The 19,263-nt window shown below is 61.6% G+C and carries 16 protein-coding genes; 13 read left to right on the forward strand and 3 right to left on the reverse strand.

Annotated features, from left to right (window positions below):
• Nucleotides 1-102: 102 nt before the first annotated feature.
• The gene (locus J3P85_RS06080) at nucleotides 103-615 is read right to left on the reverse strand and encodes an RNA polymerase sigma factor (RefSeq protein WP_053119086.1); all 513 of its coding nucleotides are present in this window, start codon (nucleotides 613-615) and stop codon (nucleotides 103-105) included.
• 216 nt (nucleotides 616-831) lie between these two features.
• Complete coding sequence (gene gap, locus J3P85_RS06085) at nucleotides 832-1,833, reverse strand: type I glyceraldehyde-3-phosphate dehydrogenase (RefSeq protein WP_003184623.1); 1,002 nt, start codon at nucleotides 1,831-1,833, stop codon at nucleotides 832-834.
• Between the two features lie 230 nt (nucleotides 1,834-2,063).
• On the opposite strand from gap, the gene edd reads away from it, so the two are divergent.
• The 11 genes from edd to J3P85_RS06140 all read left to right on the forward strand — a co-directional run bounded on the left by edd (nucleotide 2,064) and on the right by J3P85_RS06140 (nucleotide 15,894).
• A complete protein-coding gene (gene edd / locus J3P85_RS06090) occupies nucleotides 2,064-3,890 on the forward strand; it encodes a phosphogluconate dehydratase (protein ID WP_186709232.1) in 1,827 nt (608 codons plus the stop codon).
• A complete protein-coding gene (locus J3P85_RS06095) occupies nucleotides 3,887-4,846 on the forward strand; it encodes a glucokinase (RefSeq protein ID WP_186709231.1) in 960 nt (319 codons plus the stop codon). The genes edd and J3P85_RS06095 overlap by 4 nt, the downstream gene beginning before the upstream one ends.
• Nucleotides 4,847-5,032: 186 nt before the next feature.
• Nucleotides 5,033-5,764: a response regulator gene (locus J3P85_RS06100; RefSeq protein WP_186709230.1), complete on the forward strand. Its 732-nt coding sequence runs from the start codon at nucleotides 5,033-5,035 to the stop codon at nucleotides 5,762-5,764.
• The gene (locus J3P85_RS06105; protein WP_186709229.1) at nucleotides 5,754-7,223 is read left to right on the forward strand and encodes an ATP-binding protein; all 1,470 of its coding nucleotides are present in this window, start codon (nucleotides 5,754-5,756) and stop codon (nucleotides 7,221-7,223) included. The genes J3P85_RS06100 and J3P85_RS06105 overlap by 11 nt, the downstream gene beginning before the upstream one ends.
• 238 nt (nucleotides 7,224-7,461) lie before the next feature.
• On the forward strand, nucleotides 7,462-8,721 hold the full coding sequence (locus J3P85_RS06110) for an AGE family epimerase/isomerase (protein WP_434705215.1): 1,260 nt from the start codon (nucleotides 7,462-7,464) through the stop codon (nucleotides 8,719-8,721).
• Nucleotides 8,722-8,837: 116 nt separating this feature from the next.
• Nucleotides 8,838-10,139 (forward strand): ABC transporter substrate-binding protein, encoded by a 1,302-nt coding sequence (locus J3P85_RS06115; protein ID WP_434705216.1) that lies wholly within the window; start codon nucleotides 8,838-8,840, stop codon nucleotides 10,137-10,139.
• A 141-nt stretch (nucleotides 10,140-10,280) separates the two neighbouring features.
• Entirely contained in the window at nucleotides 10,281-11,189 is a 909-nt protein-coding gene (locus tag J3P85_RS06120) for a carbohydrate ABC transporter permease (protein ID WP_003198535.1), read from the forward strand.
• On the forward strand, nucleotides 11,182-12,027 hold the full coding sequence (locus J3P85_RS06125) for a carbohydrate ABC transporter permease (protein WP_003198539.1): 846 nt from the start codon (nucleotides 11,182-11,184) through the stop codon (nucleotides 12,025-12,027). The genes J3P85_RS06120 and J3P85_RS06125 overlap by 8 nt, the downstream gene beginning before the upstream one ends.
• A 2-nt stretch (nucleotides 12,028-12,029) precedes the next feature.
• Nucleotides 12,030-13,190 carry an ABC transporter ATP-binding protein gene (locus J3P85_RS06130; protein WP_434705217.1) on the forward strand — a complete coding sequence of 387 codons (1,161 nt, stop codon included), beginning with the start codon at nucleotides 12,030-12,032 and terminating at the stop codon, nucleotides 13,188-13,190.
• A 227-nt stretch (nucleotides 13,191-13,417) separates the two neighbouring features.
• Nucleotides 13,418-14,764: a carbohydrate porin gene (locus J3P85_RS06135; protein WP_186709222.1), complete on the forward strand. Its 1,347-nt coding sequence runs from the start codon at nucleotides 13,418-13,420 to the stop codon at nucleotides 14,762-14,764.
• Nucleotides 14,765-15,039: 275 nt separating this feature from the next.
• Nucleotides 15,040-15,894 carry a D-hexose-6-phosphate mutarotase gene (locus J3P85_RS06140; RefSeq protein ID WP_434705218.1) on the forward strand — a complete coding sequence of 285 codons (855 nt, stop codon included), beginning with the start codon at nucleotides 15,040-15,042 and terminating at the stop codon, nucleotides 15,892-15,894.
• A gap of 140 nt (nucleotides 15,895-16,034) precedes the next feature.
• On the opposite strand, the gene J3P85_RS06145 is transcribed toward J3P85_RS06140, so the two are convergent.
• Nucleotides 16,035-16,895, reverse strand: coding sequence for a MurR/RpiR family transcriptional regulator (locus J3P85_RS06145; RefSeq protein ID WP_170842276.1), 861 nt, complete (start codon nucleotides 16,893-16,895; stop codon nucleotides 16,035-16,037).
• A gap of 196 nt (nucleotides 16,896-17,091) precedes the next feature.
• Between J3P85_RS06145 and zwf the strand changes: the two genes are divergently transcribed.
• Together zwf and pgl are read left to right on the forward strand one after the other, a co-directional pair.
• Nucleotides 17,092-18,561, forward strand: a complete 1,470-nt coding sequence (gene zwf / locus J3P85_RS06150; protein WP_186709220.1) for a glucose-6-phosphate dehydrogenase — start codon at nucleotides 17,092-17,094, stop codon at nucleotides 18,559-18,561.
• Entirely contained in the window at nucleotides 18,548-19,261 is a 714-nt protein-coding gene (pgl, locus tag J3P85_RS06155) for a 6-phosphogluconolactonase (RefSeq protein ID WP_434705220.1), read from the forward strand. Before zwf ends, pgl begins: the two co-directional genes overlap by 14 nt.
• Nucleotides 19,262-19,263 lie beyond the last annotated feature (2 nt).

Genomic DNA, 19,263 nt, shown 5'->3' on the forward strand with positions numbered 1-19,263 from the left:
AGGAGAAGGGGAGTAGTCCGTCACGGTGGGTTCTCTTATTAGCGGCCCGCACAAGCTACAAGCCGCAGGCAGTAGGAGGCAAGCCTGTACGCAGCGTGAAGTTCATAGGTTGCGTTCAGCCACACCCACACAGATCGCCATGATCAGCTTCAGTTCCTTTTGCACGGTGCTCAGGGATACTCCGAGCCGTTCGGCGATTTCCTGGTAACTGTGGCCATGCAGGCGGCTGAGGATGAAGATCTGCTGTTGGCGCGGGCTCAGGGCTTGCAAGCTGACGTCCAGGCGTTCGAGCAGTTGCTGGGCATGGGCGGCGTCCTCGGCACTGCTCTGGGGGGCGACGACGTTGTGGACGACTTCCAGCGGTACGTCGTCCAACAGCGTTCGGGATTGGATGCGCCGGGCACGCAGATGGTCCAGCGCCAGGTTGCGGGCGGTCTGGAAAACAAAGGGTTCGAGGTGCTCGACCGTACGTTCGGCCAATGCTCGGGTGACGCGCAGGTAGGTTTCCTGAAGCAGGTCTTCGGCGGTACTGGGGTTGCTGACCATGCGCTCGAGAGTGCGTAGCAGCGGCGTGCGCTGGGCGAGAAAGACATGATGAAAGCGCGATTGACTCACGGTAAGGCCCGATCCGGTTCGAGCAGATGATAATGCTTATCATCTGCGTGGCGGGTCAAGCCTTCATTTCATCGATGTTGTAACCCTGTGGGAGCGAGCTTGCTCGCGATGACGGAGTGCCAGTCGCCATTGATGTTGGCTGATACATCGTTTTCGCGAGCAAGCTCGCTCCCACAGAAAAGCGCCCACAGAAAAGCTCAAGAACTACCGTGGCAGTTACTCGGCATTACACAACGCCAGGCAGTTATCCAGCATGCGGTTGGAGAAGCCCCATTCGTTGTCATACCAGGCCAGCACCTTGAGCAGCTTGCCGCTGGCCTTGGTGTGGTTGGCGTCGAAGATCGACGACAGCGGGTTGTGGTTGAAATCGCTGGAGACCAGCGGCAGGGTGTTGTAGCCGAGGATCTTCGAATGCTGGCTGGCATGGCGCAGCAGTTCGTTGACTTCTTCGGCCGAGGCTTCGCGCTTGAGCTGCACGGTGAGGTCGACCAGGGAGACGTTGATCACCGGTACGCGCACGGCCATGCCGGTCAGCTTGCCGGCCAGTTCCGGCAGCACCAGGCCCACCGCTTCGGCGGCGCCGGTCTTGCTCGGGATCATGTTCTGGGTGGCCGAACGGGCGCGGTACGGGTCGCTGTGGTAGACGTCGGTCAGGTTCTGGTCGTTGGTGTAGGCATGGATAGTGGTCATCAGGCCGCTTTCGATGCCCAGCTCGCGGTGCAGCACCTGGGCCACCGGGGCCAGGCAGTTGGTGGTGCACGACGCGTTGGAGATGATCTGGTGGGACTGACGCAGGATGTCATGGTTCACGCCATACACGACCGTGGCATCGGCGCCCTTGGCCGGGGCCGAGATGATCACCTTGCGGGCGCCGGCGCTGATGTGCGCGGCGGCCTTGGCACGGTCGGTAAACAGACCGGTGCATTCGAACACGACGTCGATTTTCTCGGCGGCCCAGGGCAGTTCGGCCGGGTTGCGGATGGCGCTGACCGAGATGCGGTCGCCATTGACTGTCAGGCTTTCGTGATCGTGCTGGACGTCGGCATCGAAGGTGCCATGCACGGTGTCGAACTTGAGCAGATGGGCATTGATTGCACTGTCACCCAGGTCGTTGATGGCGACGATCTGCAGGTCGCGACGGTAGCCTTGGGTATACAGTGCACGGAGGACGTTGCGGCCGATGCGGCCAAAACCATTGATTGCGATTCGAAGAGTCATTAACTGCGCCGCCGTCGATTTGTTGTTGGAATTACAAGATTATTCGCATAAAAATAGAAAACAAGCCTTTTTAGTGGCAATATTTTGTTTTATCTACAACGAGTGACCTGAATCAACTGGTCCGAATGGTCAAAAACCGTCTGTCGCCTCGCCTCTCACACTGCGTGCAGCGGGCTTTTGACCAGCATAGACAATCAGGTCGCCACATCCGTTAGCCTGGAGTTCTACACATGCATCCCCGCGTTCTTGAGGTCACCGAACGGCTTATCGCCCGCAGCCGCGCCACGCGTGAGGCTTACCTTGCATTGATCCGTGGTGCCGCCAGCGACGGTCCGATGCGCGGCAAGCTGCAATGCGCCAACTTCGCTCATGGCGTGGCCGGTTGCGGCACCGAAGACAAGCACCATCTGCGGATGATGAACGCCGCCAACATCGCCATCGTGTCGTCCTATAACGACATGCTCTCGGCCCACCAGCCTTACGAAACCTTCCCGGAACAGATCAAGAAAGCCCTGCGCGAAATCGGCTCGGTCGGCCAGTTCGCCGGTGGCACGCCGGCGATGTGCGACGGCGTGACCCAGGGCGAGGCGGGGATGGAACTGAGCCTGCCGAGCCGCGAAGTGATCGCGCTGTCCACGGCGGTGGCGTTGTCCCACAACATGTTCGACGGCGCACTGATGCTCGGCATCTGTGACAAGATCGTTCCGGGCCTGATGATGGGCGCGCTGCGCTTCGGTCACTTGCCGACGATCTTCGTGCCCGGCGGGCCGATGGTCTCGGGCATTTCCAACAAGGAAAAAGCCGACGTGCGCCAGCGTTACGCCGAAGGCAAGGCCACCCGCGAAGAGCTGCTGGAATCGGAGATGAAGTCCTACCACAGCCCCGGCACCTGCACCTTCTACGGCACCGCCAACACCAACCAGTTGTTGATGGAAGTGATGGGCCTGCACTTGCCGGGCGCCTCGTTCGTCAACCCGAACACGCCGCTGCGCGATGCCCTGACCCGTGAAGCGGCGTTCCAGGTGACGCGCCTGACCAAGCAGAGCGGCAACTTCATGCCCATCGGCGAAATCGTTGACGAGCGCTCGCTGGTCAACTCCATCGTCGCGCTGCATGCCACCGGCGGTTCCACCAACCACACCCTGCACATGCCGGCCATTGCCATGGCGGCGGGTATCCAGCTGACCTGGCAGGACATGGCCGACCTCTCCGAGGTGGTGCCGACCCTGAGCCACGTCTACCCGAACGGCAAGGCCGACATCAACCACTTCCAGGCGGCGGGCGGCATGTCGTTCCTGATCCGTGAGTTGCTGGAAGCCGGTTTGCTTCACGAGAACGTCAACACCGTGCTCGGTCACGGCTTGAGCCGCTACACCCAGGAGCCGTTCCTTGAGGACGGCGAGCTGGTATGGCGCGACGGACCGATCGAAAGCCTCGACGAAAACATCCTGCGCCCGGTGGCCCGCGCCTTCTCGCCAGAAGGCGGGTTGCGGGTGATGGAAGGCAACCTCGGCCGCGGCGTGATGAAAGTCTCGGCCGTGGCCTTGGAAAACCAGGTGGTCGAGGCCCCGGCCATGGTCTTCCAGGACCAACAAGACCTGGCGGACGCCTTCAAGGCCGGCCTGCTGGAGAAAGATTTTGTCGCGGTGATGCGCTTCCAGGGCCCGCGCTCCAACGGCATGCCGGAGCTGCACAAGATGACGCCATTCCTCGGTGTGCTGCAGGATCGCGGCTTCAAAGTGGCGCTGGTGACCGACGGGCGCATGTCCGGCGCATCCGGGAAAATCCCGGCGGCCATCCATGTCAGCCCGGAAGCGTATGTCGGTGGTGCGTTGGCCCGGGTGCAGGAGGGCGATATCATCCGTGTCGATGGCGTCAAAGGCACCTTGGAACTGAAGGTGGACGCCGAAGAATTTGCCGCGCGCACGCCGGCCAAGGGCCTGTTGGGCAACAACATCGGCACCGGTCGCGAGCTGTTCGGTTTCATGCGCATGGCCTTCAGCTCGGCGGAGCAGGGCGCCAGCGCCTTCACTTCTGCCCTGGAGACGCTTAATTGAAACTGGCTTTGGTCGGTGACATCGGTGGGACCAACGCACGCTTCGCGCTGTGGAAAAATCACACCCTGGAAAACATCCAGGTGCTGGCCACGGCGGATTACGCCTGCCCGGAAGATGCCATCGAGGTTTACTTGAGTGGCATGGGCCTGAAGCCGGGCGCCATCGGTTCGGTGTGCCTGTCGGTGGCCGGTCCGGTGAGCGGCGATGAGTTTCGTTTTACCAACAATCACTGGCGCCTGAGCAACCTGGCGTTCTGCGAAAGGTTGCAGGTGGAGAAGCTGTTGCTGGTCAACGATTTCTCGGCCATGGCCCTGGGCATGACTCGCTTGCGTCCCGATGAATACCGGGTCGTGTGCGAAGGCACCCCGGAGCCGATGCGCCCGGCGGTGGTGATCGGGCCGGGCACCGGGCTGGGCGTCGGTACGCTGTTGGATCTGGGTGAGGGCCGGTTCGCCGCGTTGCCGGGGGAGGGCGGCCATGTCGACCTGCCCATGAGCAGCCCGCGGGAAACCCAGTTGTGGCAGCACATCTACAACGAGATCGGCCACGTCAGCGCCGAAACCGCTTTGAGCGGCAGCGGTTTGCCTCGGGTGTACCGGGCCATTTGCGCCGTGGACGGCCATGTGCCAGTGCTCGATACCCCCGAATCCATCACCGCAGCCGGCCTGGCCGGCGACCCAATCGCCTTGGAAGTGCTGGAGCAGTTCTGTCGCTGGCTGGGGCGCGTGGCGGGCAACAATGTGTTGACGCTGGGCGGACGCGGCGGCGTCTACATCGTCGGTGGCGTGGTCCCGCGCTTTGCCGATTTCTTCCTCGAAAGCGGTTTCGCCAAGTGCTTCGCCGACAAGGGTTGCATGAGCGATTATTTCAAGGGCATTCCGGTCTGGCTGGTGACCGCGCCATACTCCGGCCTGATGGGCGCGGGCGTGGCGTTGGAGCAATCCGCCGCTGTTTAAGTTTTGAAAATGTCCCCACCCCCTGTGGGAGCGAGCTTGCTCGCGATAGCGGCGTATCAGCCAACATCCAGGTGACTGGCACTCCGCTATCGCGAGCAAGCTCGCTCCCACAAGGTTTTGCAGTGTGTTTGTAGAACCCGTCCATCAGGCATAATCGCCCCCATCCAAACAACAAGGACGAGGCCCGTGAGTTCAGTAAACAAATCGATTTTGTTGGTCGACGACGACCAGGAGATTCGCGAGCTGCTGGACACCTACCTCAGTCGTGCGGGTTTCCACGTGCGGACCACGCCCGACGGCGCCGGGTTTCGCCAGGCGTTGAACGATGCACCGAGCGACCTGGTGATCCTCGATGTCATGCTGCCCGATGAAGACGGCTTCAGCCTTTGCCGCTGGGTTCGCCAACATCCACGCCAGGCGCATGTGCCGATCATCATGCTCACCGCCAGTTCCGACGAGGCCGACCGGGTCATCGGCCTTGAGCTGGGCGCCGATGATTACCTGGGCAAACCCTTCAGCCCGCGTGAACTGCAGGCGCGCATCAAGGCGCTGCTGCGCCGGGCGCAATTCGGCCAGGAACGCGCCGGCGGCGAAGTGCTGGCCTTCGATGAATGGCGACTGGACATGGTCAGCCATCGGCTGTTCCATACCGACGGTGAAGAAGTGATTCTCTCCGGTGCCGACTTCGCTTTGCTCAAGTTGTTTCTCGACCATCCCCAGGAAATCCTCGACCGCGACACCATTGGCAATGCGACCCGTGGCCGTGAGCTGATGCCCCTGGACCGGATCGTCGACATGGCGGTCAGCCGCCTGCGCCAGCGCCTGCGGGACACCGACAAGCCGCCGCGGCTGATTCGTACGGTGCGGGGCAGCGGTTACCAGCTGGCGGCCAGTGTGGTTGCCAGCAATGGTCATTGACGGGATCAAGAAAATTGCCCGGCGGGTACCGGTGCCACGCTCGTTGCTGGGCCGGATGCTGCTGCTGACCTTGCTCGTGGTGCTGTTCGCCCAGACCCTGTCCAGCCTGATCTGGGTTTCGCAATTGCGCGCGACTCAGCTCGAAGGCCTGGTCACCAGCGCCCGCAGCCTGGCCCATTCGATGACCGCCAGCGTCAGTTATTTGCGCTCGCTGCCCGTGGCGTACCGGCCGTTGGTGCTGGACCAGTTGCGCAGCATGGGCGGCACGCGGTTCGTCGTCACCCTCAACGACAAACCCCTGGGCATGGACGTGCTGCCGGTGACGCCGCGCAAGCAGGCGGTGCTCACGGCCGTGGATGAAGTGCTGCGCCGCTCCTTGGGCCATAACGCCGACATTTCGGTGACGTTCGTCAGCCCCGACGACCTGCGGATTTTCAATGCCGGGCTCAAGCTCGATGAATTGCCTCGTTCGTGGGCCCACTATGCCCTGACCCTGGAGCCGGTAAATCCACCGGTGCTGGTCACGCAGATCCAGATGGCACCGGGTGAGTGGCTGTACATCGCCTCGCTGCTGCCCGAACCGTACACCAGCCTCGAAGAACAAGACCTGCCCAAGCAACAGGTCGGTTTCATCGTGCTCACCAGCAGTCTGTTGTTGCTGTTCATCGGCTTGCTGGTGCACTGGCAGAGCCGGCCCCTCAAGCGATTGGCGCGAGCCGCGCGGGACATGTCCCTGGGCGCCGAGGTGGAGCCGGTGGCCGAGGGCGGCGGCAGCGAAGTGGTGGAAGTGGGGCGGGCGTTCAATGCCATGCGCGAACGCATCAGCCGTTACCTGACGGAGCGCAGCCAGTTGTTCAGCGCGATTTCCCACGACTTGCGTACACCGATCACCCGATTGCGGCTGCGGGTCGAGCTGCTGGAGGACGAAAACCTGCAAGCCAAGTTCGGCCGAGACCTGGATGAACTGGAGCTGCTGGTCAAAGGCGCGCTGCAATGCGTCAAGGACACCGACATCCACGAGAACATCGAGCCGGTGGACCTCAATCATGTGCTCGATTGCCTGGTCGAGCCGTACCTGGCGCCCAACGGCAATGGCCGGGTGACCCAGGATGGCCGGGCGCTGGCGCCGTATCCCGGCAAGCCGCTGGCCCTCAAGCGCTGCATCGGCAACCTGATCGACAATGCCTTGAAATACGGACAGAACGCCCACCTGCACATCGATGACGATGAAACCGCGTTCATCCTGCACGTCGACGACGAAGGGCCGGGTGTGCCGGAACAACGCCTGGAGCAAGTCTTCGAGCCGCATTTCCGCCTCGCCGGGCAACAGCAGGGCTATGGCCTGGGCCTGGGCATCGCCCGCAACATTGCCCACAGCCATGGCGGCGAGGTGAGCTTGCAGAACTTGCGTGAAGGGGGGTTGCGGGTGACCTTGCAGTTGCCTCGTAGTGTGGATTGATTAGACCGCGTCATCGTTCATCGCGAGCAAGCTCGCTCCCACAGGGGTTTTGTGAACGCCGAAGATCCAGTGTGGGAGCGAGCTTGCTCCGGGCGGCGTTCCGACGATGGCGCCAGTCGCCTCAACGCATCTCTCAAGAAATGTCACAGCTCGGTGACATAACTCGCCCCTTTCGTTACCTGCCACCCACCCTCCCTTGTTTAGACTCCCTGCGTCAAAACAACAAAAAGGTACTCCGATGGACACCTTCCAACCGGCCTTCAGCAGTTGGCTGAACGCCCCTGCCCACCAGCGTTGGCTCGCCGATGAAGGCGTGCGGCTGCTGGCGTTCGCCAAGGCCTCGAAGCTGCCGGACGGCTTTGGCAACCTGGATGAGCTTGGGCGCCTTCCGGCCGATGCCCGGGCCGAAACCATGAACACCGCGCGCATGACCCACAGCTTCGCCATGGCCCATATCCAGGGCTTGCCGGGTTTCGCCGAGCTGGTGGACCACGGTATCCAGGCCCTCAATGGTCCCTTGCGCGATGCCGAGCACGGTGGCTGGTTCGCCACGTCGCAACCCGATGCGGACAGCACCGGCAAAGCCGCCTACCTGCATGCCTTCGTCGCCCTGGCGGCCAGTTCCGCGGTGGTGGCCCAGCGTCCCGGCGCCCCTGCGTTGCTGGACGAAGCGGTGCGGATCATCGACGCGCATTTCTGGTGTGAGGAGGAGGGCGCCATGCGCGAATCCTTCAACCGCGACTGGCGCGAGGAAGAGGCCTATCGCGGCGCCAACAGCAACATGCACGCCACCGAAGCCTTCCTGGCCCTGGCCGATGCCACCGACGATCCGCGTTGGCTGGCCCGCGCCCTGCGTATCGTCGAGCGGGTGATCCATGACCATGCCGCCGCCAACGACTACTTGGTGGTGGAGCATTTCGACCGCCATTGGCAGCCACTGCGCGACTACAACCAGGACAATCCTGCCGATGGTTTTCGCCCCTACGGCACCACGCCCGGCCACGGTTTCGAATGGGCGCGGTTGTTGCTGCACCTTGAAGCGGCGCGGGTGCAGATCGGCATGCTGACCCCGGGTTGGCTGGCCCAGGACGCGCAAAAACTCTTCGACCAGAACTGCCGCCACGGCTGGGACGTCGATGGTGCGCCGGGCATTGTCTATACCCTGGACTGGGACAACCGCGCCGTGGTTCGCCACCGCCTGCATTGGGTCCACGCCGAAGCGGCGGCCGCGGCCAGCGCCTTGCTCAAGCGCACCGACGAGGCGAAATACGAAGCCTGGTATCGGCGTTTCTGGGAGTTCTGTGACAAGTATTTCATCGATCGCTGCAACGGCAGTTGGCACCACGAACTCGATCCGCAAAACCACCCCAGCGCCGATATCTGGCCGGGCAAGCCGGACCTGTATCACGCCTGGCAGGCAGTCCTGATTCCCCGCCTGCCCCTGGCACCGAGCATGGCGTCAGCCCTGGCGCGGTTATCCAGCCCTGCGCCTGTGTAACCATGTCGTGACATTTGCACGTCCCTTCGTTACCTGCGAAGGGATTCCCTCTGATTAGAATCCATGCAGCGCAAGCTCCAGACTTGCATGCATAACAACAAGAAAGGTAATTCTAGATGAATGCGATTTCTCGCCTCGCTACTGTCATTTCTCTTGCTTCCCTGCTTCCCGTCGCAGCATTTCCCGTCACTGCCCTTGCCGCCGAATCCAAAGGTTCCGTGGAAGTCGTCCACTGGTGGACGTCGGGTGGCGAAAAAGCCGCGGTCGATGTGCTCAAGGCCCAGGTAGAAAAAGACGGCTTTACCTGGAAGGACGGTGCCGTCGCCGGCGGTGGTGGTTCCACTGCCATGACCGTACTCAAGAGCCGGGCCGTGGCCGGCAACCCACCGGGTGTCGCCCAGATCAAGGGCCCGGACATCCAGGAGTGGGCGTCAACCGGGCTGCTCGACACCGACATCCTCGAGGACGTCGCCAAGGCCGAGAAGTGGGACAGCCTGCTCGACAAGAAAGTCTCCGATACCGTGAAGTACGACGGTGACTACGTCGCCGTGCCGGTGAACATCCACCGCGTCAACTGGCTGTGGATCAACCCGGAAGTCTTCAAGAAAGCCGGCATCACCAAGAACCCGACCACCCTTGAAGAATTCTACGCGGCTGGCGACAAGCTCAAGGCCGCGGGTTTCATCGCGCTTGCCCACGGTGGCCAGCCTTGGCAGGACAGCACCGTGTTCGAAGCCGTGGTGCTCTCGGTCATGGGGGCCGATGGCTACAAGAAGGCCCTCGTCGACCTGGACAACAAGGCCCTGACCGGTCCGGAAATGGTCAACGCGCTGACCGAGCTGAAGAAAGTCGCGACCTACATGGACGCCGACGGCAAGGGCCAGGACTGGAACCTCGAAGCGGCCAAGGTCATCAACGGCAAGGCCGGCATGCAAATCATGGGTGACTGGGCCAAGAGCGAGTGGACCGCCGCGAAGAAAGTCGCCGGCAAGGACTACGAGTGCGTGGCCTTCCCGGGCACCGACAAGGCCTTCACCTACAACATCGACTCCCTGGCGGTGTTCAAGCAGAAGGACGCAGGCACTGCGGCGGGCCAGCAGGACATCGCCAAGGTCGTGCTGGGTGAGAACTTCCAGAAAGTCTTCAGCATCAACAAGGGCTCGATCCCGGTGCGCAACGACATGCTGGGCGACATGGCCAAGTACGGTTTCGATTCCTGCGCCCAGACCGCGGCCAAGGACTTCCTGACGGACGCCAAGTCCGGCGGCTTGCAGCCGAGCATGGCGCACAACATGGCGACCACGCTGGCGGTACAGGGTGCGTTCTTCGATGTGGTGACCAACTACATCAACGACCCGAAAGCCGACCCGGCCGATGCTGCCAAGAAATTGGGCGCAGCGGTTCAGTCAGCCAAGTAATTAGCGCCGCTTCCCTTGTGGGAGCGAGCTTGCTCGCGATAGCGGAGTGTCAGGTAGCAGATGAGTCACTGACACACCGTCATCGCGAGCAAGCTCGCTCCCACAGAGGGATACCCTTGTAACCTTGTTTTGGATCTTCCCATGAGTTCTGTTGCTGTGTTCAGCAAGGCCTCGCCGTTCGATGCATTGCAGCGCTGGCTCCCGAAACTGGTGCTGGCGCCGAGCATGTTCATCGTTCTGGTGGGCTTCTATGGCTATATCTTGTGGACGTTCGTCCTGTCGTTCACCACTTCGACGTTCCTGCCGAACTACAAATGGGCAGGCCTGGCGCAGTATGCGCGGCTGATGGACAACGACCGCTGGTGGGTGGCGAGCAAGAACCTGGCGCTGTTCGGCGGCCTGTTCATTGGCATCACCCTGGTGATCGGCGTACTGCTGGCCGTGTTCCTGGACCAGCGCATTCGTCGCGAAGGTTTCATCCGCACCATTTACCTGTACCCGATGGCGCTGTCGATGATCGTCACCGGTACGGCCTGGAAATGGCTGCTCAACCCGGGCATGGGCCTGGACAAATTGTTGCGTGACTGGGGCTGGGAAGGCTTCCGCCTGGATTGGCTGATCGACCCGGACCGCGTGGTGTACTGCCTGGTTATCGCGGCGGTGTGGCAAGCCTCGGGTTTCATCATGGCGATGTTCCTGGCCGGCTTGCGAGGTGTCGACCAATCGATCATCCGTGCCGCACAGATCGATGGCGCGAGCATGCCGCGCATCTATTGGAAAGTGGTGCTGCCGAGCCTGCGCCCGGTGTTCTTCAGCGCCGTGATGATCCTGGCGCACATCGCGATCAAGAGCTTCGACCTGGTGGCGGCGATGACGGCCGGTGGCCCGGGTTACTCCTCCGACCTGCCTGCGATGTTCATGTATTCGTTCACCTTCAGTCGCGGCCAGATGGGCATGGGCTCGGCCAGTGCAATCCTGATGCTCGGTGCGATCCTCGCAATCATCGTGCCTTACCTGTACTCCGAGCTGAGGACCAAGCGTCATGACTAGTCTCGCTGCCAAACCTTCCATCAGCCTGAGTCGCATCGCGATCTACGCGGTGCTGATCCTCGCCGTGCTGCTTTACCTGGTGCCGTTGGTGGTCATGCTGTTGACCAGCTTCAAGACGCCGGAAGACATCAGCACCGGCAACCTGCTGAGCTGGCCGACCGTGGTCAGCGGCATCGGTTGGGTCAAGGCCTGGGCCACGGTCGACGGCTACTTCTGGAACTCGATCAAGATCACCGTCCCGGCGGTGCTGATCTCCACCGCCATCGGTGCCTTGAATGGCTACGTGTTGTCGATGTGGCGCTTCCGCGGTTCGCAGCTGTTCTTCGGCCTGTTGCTGTTCGGCTGCTTCCTGCCGTTCCAGACCGTCCTGCTGCCGGCCTCGTTCACCCTTGGCAAGATGGGCCTGGCCAGCACCACCACCGGTTTGGTGTTCGTGCACGTGGTCTACGGCCTGGCATTCACCACGCTGTTCTTCCGCAACTACTACGTCAGCATTCCCGATGCGCTGGTGAAGGCGGCGCGACTGGACGGTGCGGGTTTCTTCACCATTTTCCGGCGGATCATCCTGCCGATGTCGACCCCGATCATCATGGTTTGCCTGATCTGGCAGTTCACGCAGATCTGGAACGACTTCCTGTTCGGCGTGGTGTTCTCCAGCGGTGATTCGCAACCCATCACCGTGGCGCTGAACAACCTGGTCAACACCAGTACCGGGGCCAAGGAATACAACGTGGACATGGCAGCGGCGATGATCGCCGGGCTGCCGACCCTGCTGGTCTATGTGGTGGCAGGCAAGTATTTCGTGCGCGGCCTGACGGCCGGCGCAGTCAAGGGGTAATCATGGCAACGCTTGAACTTCGCAACGTAAACAAGACCTATGGTGCCGGCCTGCCGGACACCCTGAAGAACATCGAGTTGTCGATCAAGGACGGTGAGTTCCTGATCCTCGTCGGCCCTTCGGGTTGCGGCAAGTCGACGCTGATGAACTGCATCGCCGGCCTGGAGACCATCACCGGCGGCGCCATCATGATCGGTGACCAGGATGTCAGCGGCATGAGCCCGAAGGATCGCGACATCGCCATGGTGTTCCAGTCCTACGCGCTGTACCCGACCATGAGCGTGCGCGAGAACATCGAGTTCGGCCTGAAAATCCGCAAGATGAAACAGTCGGACATCGATGAAGAAGTCAACCGCGTAGCCAAGCTGCTGCAGATCGAGCACTTGCTCAATCGCAAGCCTGGCCAGCTTTCCGGCGGCCAGCAACAGCGCGTGGCCATGGGCCGGGCCCTGGCGCGGCGGCCGAAGATCTACCTGTTCGACGAACCGCTGTCCAACCTCGACGCCAAGCTGCGGGTCGAGATGCGCACAGAAATGAAGCTGATGCACCAGCGCCTGAAGACCACCACGGTCTACGTGACCCACGACCAGATCGAAGCCATGACCCTGGGCGACAAAGTGGCGGTGATGAAGGACGGGATCATCCAGCAGTTCGGCACGCCGAAAGACATCTACACCAACCCGGCCAACCTGTTCGTGGCGAGCTTCATCGGTTCGCCGCCGATGAACTTCATCCCGTTGCGCCTGCAACGCAAGGACGGTCGCCTGCTGGCACTGCTCGACAGCGGCCAGGCCCGTTGCGAGCTGCCGCTGGGCATGCAGGACGCCGGCCTGGAAGACCGCGAAGTGATTCTTGGCATGCGTCCGGAACAGATCGCGTTGGCCGGCAACGAGCCCAATGGTTTGCCGACCATTCGCGCGGAAGTCCAGGTCACCGAGCCTACCGGGCCGGACACCCTGGTATTCGTCAACCTTAACGACACCAAGGTCTGCTGCCGCCTGGCGCCGGACGTGGCACCGCAGCCGGGGGAAACCCTGACGCTGCAATTCGATCCGTCGAAAGTGCTGCTGTTCGACGCCCAGTCCGGCGAGCGCCTGGGCGTGGCCGGCCAACCGCAAACCGATGCCCGAAGCGCCAACGTAGCGCAGTTCAAAGGCCGGTGAAGAACGAGTGTGGGAGGGCGCTTGTGGGAGCAAAGCTTGCTCGCGATGAACGATAACGCGGTCATTCGAAAGACCGAGGCGCTTTCATCGCGAGCAAGCTCAGCTCCCACAAAAGCTCTCTCCCACTGGAAAGGAGTATGCGGTGGATGGGGACATCCATCGCAATCGTTGTAAACCGCGTTAGATAAAAACAGTTAATAACAATAAATAAAGACGAGGATGTAGGGATGAAAAAGCAAAAAAACGCCCAGCGTATCTGCCAGTTGTCAGCCGTTGCGGCGATGATGCTGGCCGGTAGCGCACACGCAGCCGACGCGTTCAGCGCCGATTCGCAGTGGATGACGGGCGACTGGGGCGGTGAAAGGACCAAGCTGATCGAGCAAGGTATCGATATCAAGGCGGATTTCGTCGGTGAGATGGGTGCCAATCTCCACGGCGGCTACAACGATGACAAGACCGCGCGCTGGTCCCAGCAGTTTGGCCTGGGCGTTGCGCTCGACCTGGAGAAACTGGCGGGCTGGGGCGATACGGAAGCCAAGATCCAGTTCACCCGACGTGACGGTCGCAACATCTCCAACGACCGCATCGGTGATCCACGCGCCGGTACCCTCAGTTCTTCCCAGGAAGTCTGGGGCCGTGGGCAAACCACGCGTCTGACCCAGTTGTGGATCAAGCAGAAATACTTCGACAGCAAACTGGATGTCAAAGCCGGTTATTTCGGTGAAGGCGAAGACTTCAACACCTTCCCGTGCGAATTCCAGAACCTGGCGTTCTGCGGTTCACAAGCGGGTAACTGGGCGACCGGCATCTGGTACAACTGGCCGATCATGCAGGCGGCGATTCGCGTCAAATACAACCTCACGCCTGAGCTCTATGCGCAAATCGGTGCCTACAACCAGAACCCTTCGCAACTGGAAAACAACAACCGCTACAAGCTCAGCGGCAGCGGTACCAAGGGTACCCTCATTCCGGTCGAGTTGGTCTGGTCGCCGAAGATCAATAACCTGCCGGGTGAATACCGTGTTGGTTACTACAAAAGTACAGCCAAGGCCGATGACGTCCGTGAAGACGAGGATGGCAACGACGCCGCGACCACCGGTAACGCCTATCGCAGCCACAGCAGCAAGGACGGCTACTGGCTCGTCGTGCAACAACAGCTCACCAGCCACAACGGTGATGCTTCGCGCGGCCTGAACATCGCCGCCAACGCCACTTTCCACGACAAGGAAACCAACGTCGTCGACAACTACCAGTCGTTGATGTTCGTGTACAAGGGGCCATTCGATGCTCGTCCAAAAGACGATGTCGGCATCGGTTTCTCGCGTATCCATGTCAACGAAGACGTGAAGAAAAACTCCGAACTGGTCAACGCCGCCAACGGTGTCACCGACTACGACGATCCGCTGTTCGCGCCACTGCGTAGCACTGAGTACAACTACGAGATCAACTACGGTTTCCACGTCACCAACTGGCTGACCGTGCGTCCGAACCTGCAATACATCACTCACCCAGGTGGTGTGGATGAAGTCGACAACGCGCTGGTGGCCGGCCTGAAAATTCAGTCGGTGTTCTAACGCTGTTGCGATAAGCTCCTCTCTATGTGCGCATATTTGCGGACGGCCAAGGCTGTCCGCTTTTTTTTGTGAGGTGGCTGGCACAGAACCTGTGGCGAGGGAGCTTGCTCCCGCTGGGTTGCGAAGCGACCCCAAAACCATTCACTGCGGAGCTTCAGCCAGACCGCGTTTGCCTTGTTTACGACTGCTTCGCAGCCGAGCGGGAGCAAGCTCCCTCGCCACAAAAAAGCGTCGTACCAATGTTGAGTATTGAATGATTTCCAGGACCGCGGCCCATGCATGAGCATCCGCTACAACGCTTTTTCAGATCCTTGCGCGAGCGCCCGGTATTCGCGTGGGAGCGCTATCGGCAGCGCGATGTGCTGGTGATCGATCATCCGTTGTGCCAGGCGGTGTTCAGTCGCCAGGGCGCGCAGTTGCTGCACTTCCAGCCGCGCGGCCAGAAGCCCTGGTTGTGGTGTGCGGCCAAGTGGCCGCAAGTCGGGGCGATACGCGGTGGGGTGCCGGTGTGCTGGCCGTGGTATGGCCGTCATCCCAGCGAAAACGCCTGGCCGTCCCACGGTTGGGCACGGCTGATCGATTGGAAACTGCTGGACAGCCGCAGTGATGAAGCGGGCGTGCATCTGCACTGGCAGCTGCAACTGTGCGACTGGCAAGTGGACCTGCATGCCGACCTGGGTGAACGCATGGAGCTGCGCTTGAGCACCGAGCACCAGGACAGCCTGCCGTGCCAGTTGAGCCAGGCTTTGCACGCTTACTGGCGTATTGGCGATGTCGGCGAGGTAGCGCTGTCTGGGCTCGAAGGCGCCCAGGGTTATGACCAGTTGAGCCGCGAAGCTTGCCAGCAGGAAGGCGAGTTACGGGTCGAGGGCGGCTGCCAGCGGGTGTTCCAGCATGAAGGCGAATTGCAGCTCAAGGACCACGCCTGGCAGCGCGAATTGTGCATCGACACCGGTGACAGCGCCGACACCGTGGTCTGGCATCCCGGCACCCGGCCGCTGTTGGGGGTGAGTTGGGATGAGGTCAGTGAGTTTGTCTGTGTCGAAGCGGCCAGTGGCGGCACCGACAGCCTGTGCCTGGCGCCGGGGGAGCGGGCGCACTTGAGTTTGCAGGCGTGGGTGGGGGCTTAGCTCAGGATCTTTGGTATGGCGGCTGGCCCCATCGCGAGCAAGCTCGCTCCCACAGGGGGTTTGTGAACGCCAAAGAACCTCTGTGGGAGCGAGCTTGCTCGCGATGACGGCCTGTCAGGCCCCGGAAGTTCTGGACCGAATCAGTTGAACTCATCCCCCACCGGATACCGGCTGGCATTCAGGCTTTCCTTGATCTTGCGCAGGTGCGGCTGGAAGTCCACGCCCCGGCGCAGGGTCATGCCGGTGGCGAGCACGTCCAGCACGGTGAGCTGGATGATCCGCGAGGTCATCGGCATATAGATGTCAGTGTCTTCGGGCAGGGGGATGTTCAGGCTCAGGGTGCTGGCCTTGGCCAGCGGCGAACCTTCGGCGGTCAGGCCCAGCACCGAGGCACCGTTTTCCCGGGCGATGCGTGCCACTTCCACCAGCTCGCGGGTGCGGCCAGTGTAGGAAATGATCACGAACAGTTCGCCGGTATGGGCCACCGACGCGATCATGCGCTGCATCAGCACGTCGGCGTGGGCGGTCACCGCCAGGTTGAAGCGAAAGAACTTGTGCTGGGCATCCAGGGCCACCGGGGCGGAGGCGCCGAGGCCGAAGAAGTGGATCTGCCGGGCCTGGATCAGCAGGTCCACCGCGCGGCTGATCAAATTGGGATCAAGGGCCTGGCAGGCGCTGTCCAATGAGGCAATGGCGCTGCCAAAGATCTTGCGGGTATAGGCTTCAGGGTTGTCGTCGGCTTCCACTGCGCGGCTGACATAAGCGGCGCCGCTGGCCAGGCTCTGGGCCAATTGCAGTTTGAGTTCCGGGTAGCCGCTGACGCCGAACGAGCGGCAGAAGCGGTTGACGGTCGGTTCGCTGACCGAAGCCGCCTGGGCGAGGGCGGCGATGCTGAAGCGGGTGGCCTGCTGCGGGTTGAGCAGGATGATCTCGGCCACCTTGCGTTCGGCCTTGTTCAGGTCTTCAAGGCGACTCTGGATCTGTTCCAGTAGATTTCGCACGCGGTCCATACAAGATTCCTAGGAAGACGGGTCTTTGATACGACCCTTTGCGGTGGCCTATCCTACTGATGGCTCCGGCGGACCACCACTCGGAATCAGTATTTTCGAAAAATGTTGTGGTTATTACTACATTTTTCCTTGAGTGATACCTTGAAAAAAGGTATTTGTAGTTTAACTTGATAAAAGAACAAACATCATGCCTTCGATTACGGTTGAACCGTGCACCTTTGCCTTGTTCGGCGCGTTGGGCGATCTGGCCCTGCGCAAGCTCTTTCCTGCCCTGTATCAACTCGATGGCGCTCAACTGTTGCACGAGGACACGCGGATCATAGCGCTGGCCCGTGAACCCGGCGGCGAGCAGCAGCACCTGGCATTCATTGCCGCCGAGCTGCGTCGCTACGTGGGGGAAAAAGACGTGGACGAGGCCGTGCTCGAGCGCTTCCTGGCACGTTTGACCTATCTGCACGTGGATTTCCTCAAGGCCGACGATTACGTTGCCCTGGCCGAAGCGGCCGGTTCGGCCCAGCAGGTCATTGCCTATTTCGCCACCCCGGCGGCGGTGTATGGAGCGATCTGCGAGAACCTGGCGAAGGTCGGCTTGAGCGAAAACACCCGCGTCGTCCTGGAAAAGCCGATTGGCTCGGACCTGGAGTCGTCGCGCAAGGTCAACGACGCCGTGGCGCAGTTCTTCCCGGAAAACCGTACCTATCGCATCGACCATTACCTGGGCAAAGAAACGGTCCAGAACCTGATCGCGTTGCGGTTCGCCAACAGCCTGTTCGAGACCCAGTGGAACCAGAACTACATCTCCCACGTGGAGATCACCGTGGCCGAGAAGGTCGGTATCGAGGGTCGCTGGGGCTATTTCGACAAGGCCGGCCAACTGCGGGACATGATTCAGAACCATCTGCTCCAGCTGTTGTGCCTGATCGCCATGGATCCTCCGGCCGACTTGTCCGCCGACAGCATCCGCGACGAGAAGGTCAAGGTGCTCAAGGCCTTGGCCCCGATCAGCCCGGAAGGCCTGACCACCCAGGTGGTGCGCGGCCAGTACATCGCCGGCCACAGCGAAGGCAAGGCGGTGCCTGGCTACCTCGAAGAACCCAATTCCAACACCCAGAGCGACACCGAGACGTTCGTCGCCCTGCGCGCCGACATCCGTAACTGGCGTTGGGCTGGGGTGCCGTTTTACCTGCGTACCGGCAAGCGCATGCCGCAGAAGCTGTCGCAGATCGTCATTCACTTCAAGGAACCGTCCCACTACATCTTCGCCCCCGAGCAGCGCTTGCAGATCAGCAACAAGCTGATCATCCGCCTGCAACCGGACGAAGGGATTTCCTTGCGGGTGATGACCAAGGAGCAGGGCCTGGACAAGGGCATGCAATTGCGCAGTGGTCCGCTGCAACTCAACTTCTCCGACACCTATCGCAGCGCACGTATTCCCGATGCCTACGAGCGGTTGTTGCTGGAAGTCATGAACGGCAATCAGAACCTGTTTGTCCGTAAAGATGAAATTGAAGCCGCGTGGACATGGTGTGACCAGTTGATCGCCGGGTGGAAGAAGTCCGGCGATGCGCCCAAGCCGTATGCGGCCGGGTCGTGGGGGCCGATGAGCTCCATTGCACTGATCACGCGGGATGGGAGGTCGTGGTATGGCGATATCTGATGTGAAACTGCCGCAGGGCGTCAGCGCCCATGCATTCAAGAATCCGGTGCTGCTGGCCGAAGGCCTGGCGCTGAAGGTGGCCGAGCAGTTGCGCGACGCAATCGACGCGCGCGGTGCGGCGACCCTGGTGGTCTCCGGTGGCCGCAGCCCGGTGGCATTTTTCCAGCACCTGGCCAAGCAGGCGCTGGACTGGTCCAAAGTGGTGGTCAGCCTGGCCGACGAGCGCTGGGTACCGGTTGAACACGCCGACAGCAACGCCGGCCTGCTCAAGCGTTACCTGCTGCAAGGCGCGGCGGCCAAGGCCCAGTTGCTGAGCCTCTACAGCGCCAGCGCCAACCTGGAAGCGGCGGCCGACCAGGCGGACCGTTTGCTGGCCGAGCTGCCGCCTATCGACGTGTTGGTACTGGGCATGGGCGATGACGGGCACACCGCCTCGCTGTTCCCCGACAGTCCGAACCTGGCCCAGGCCCTGGACACCAATGGCGCACGCCGCTGCTGGCCGATGCTGGCGCCGACCGTACCGCACCAGCGCCTGACCATGAGCCGTGCCTTGCTGGCTTCGGCGCAACACAAAGTGCTATCGATTTCCGGCCAATCGAAGTTGACCACATTGAACGCTGCGGTGGCGGGTGACGACGTCGCCGAAATGCCGATCCGCGCGTTTCTGCAACCTACGTTAGAGATTTACTGGTGCCCATGAAC

This window comes from Pseudomonas sp. Z1-12 (assembly GCF_051132015.1).
Lineage (GTDB): Bacteria > Pseudomonadota > Gammaproteobacteria > Pseudomonadales > Pseudomonadaceae > Aquipseudomonas > Aquipseudomonas zanjanensis.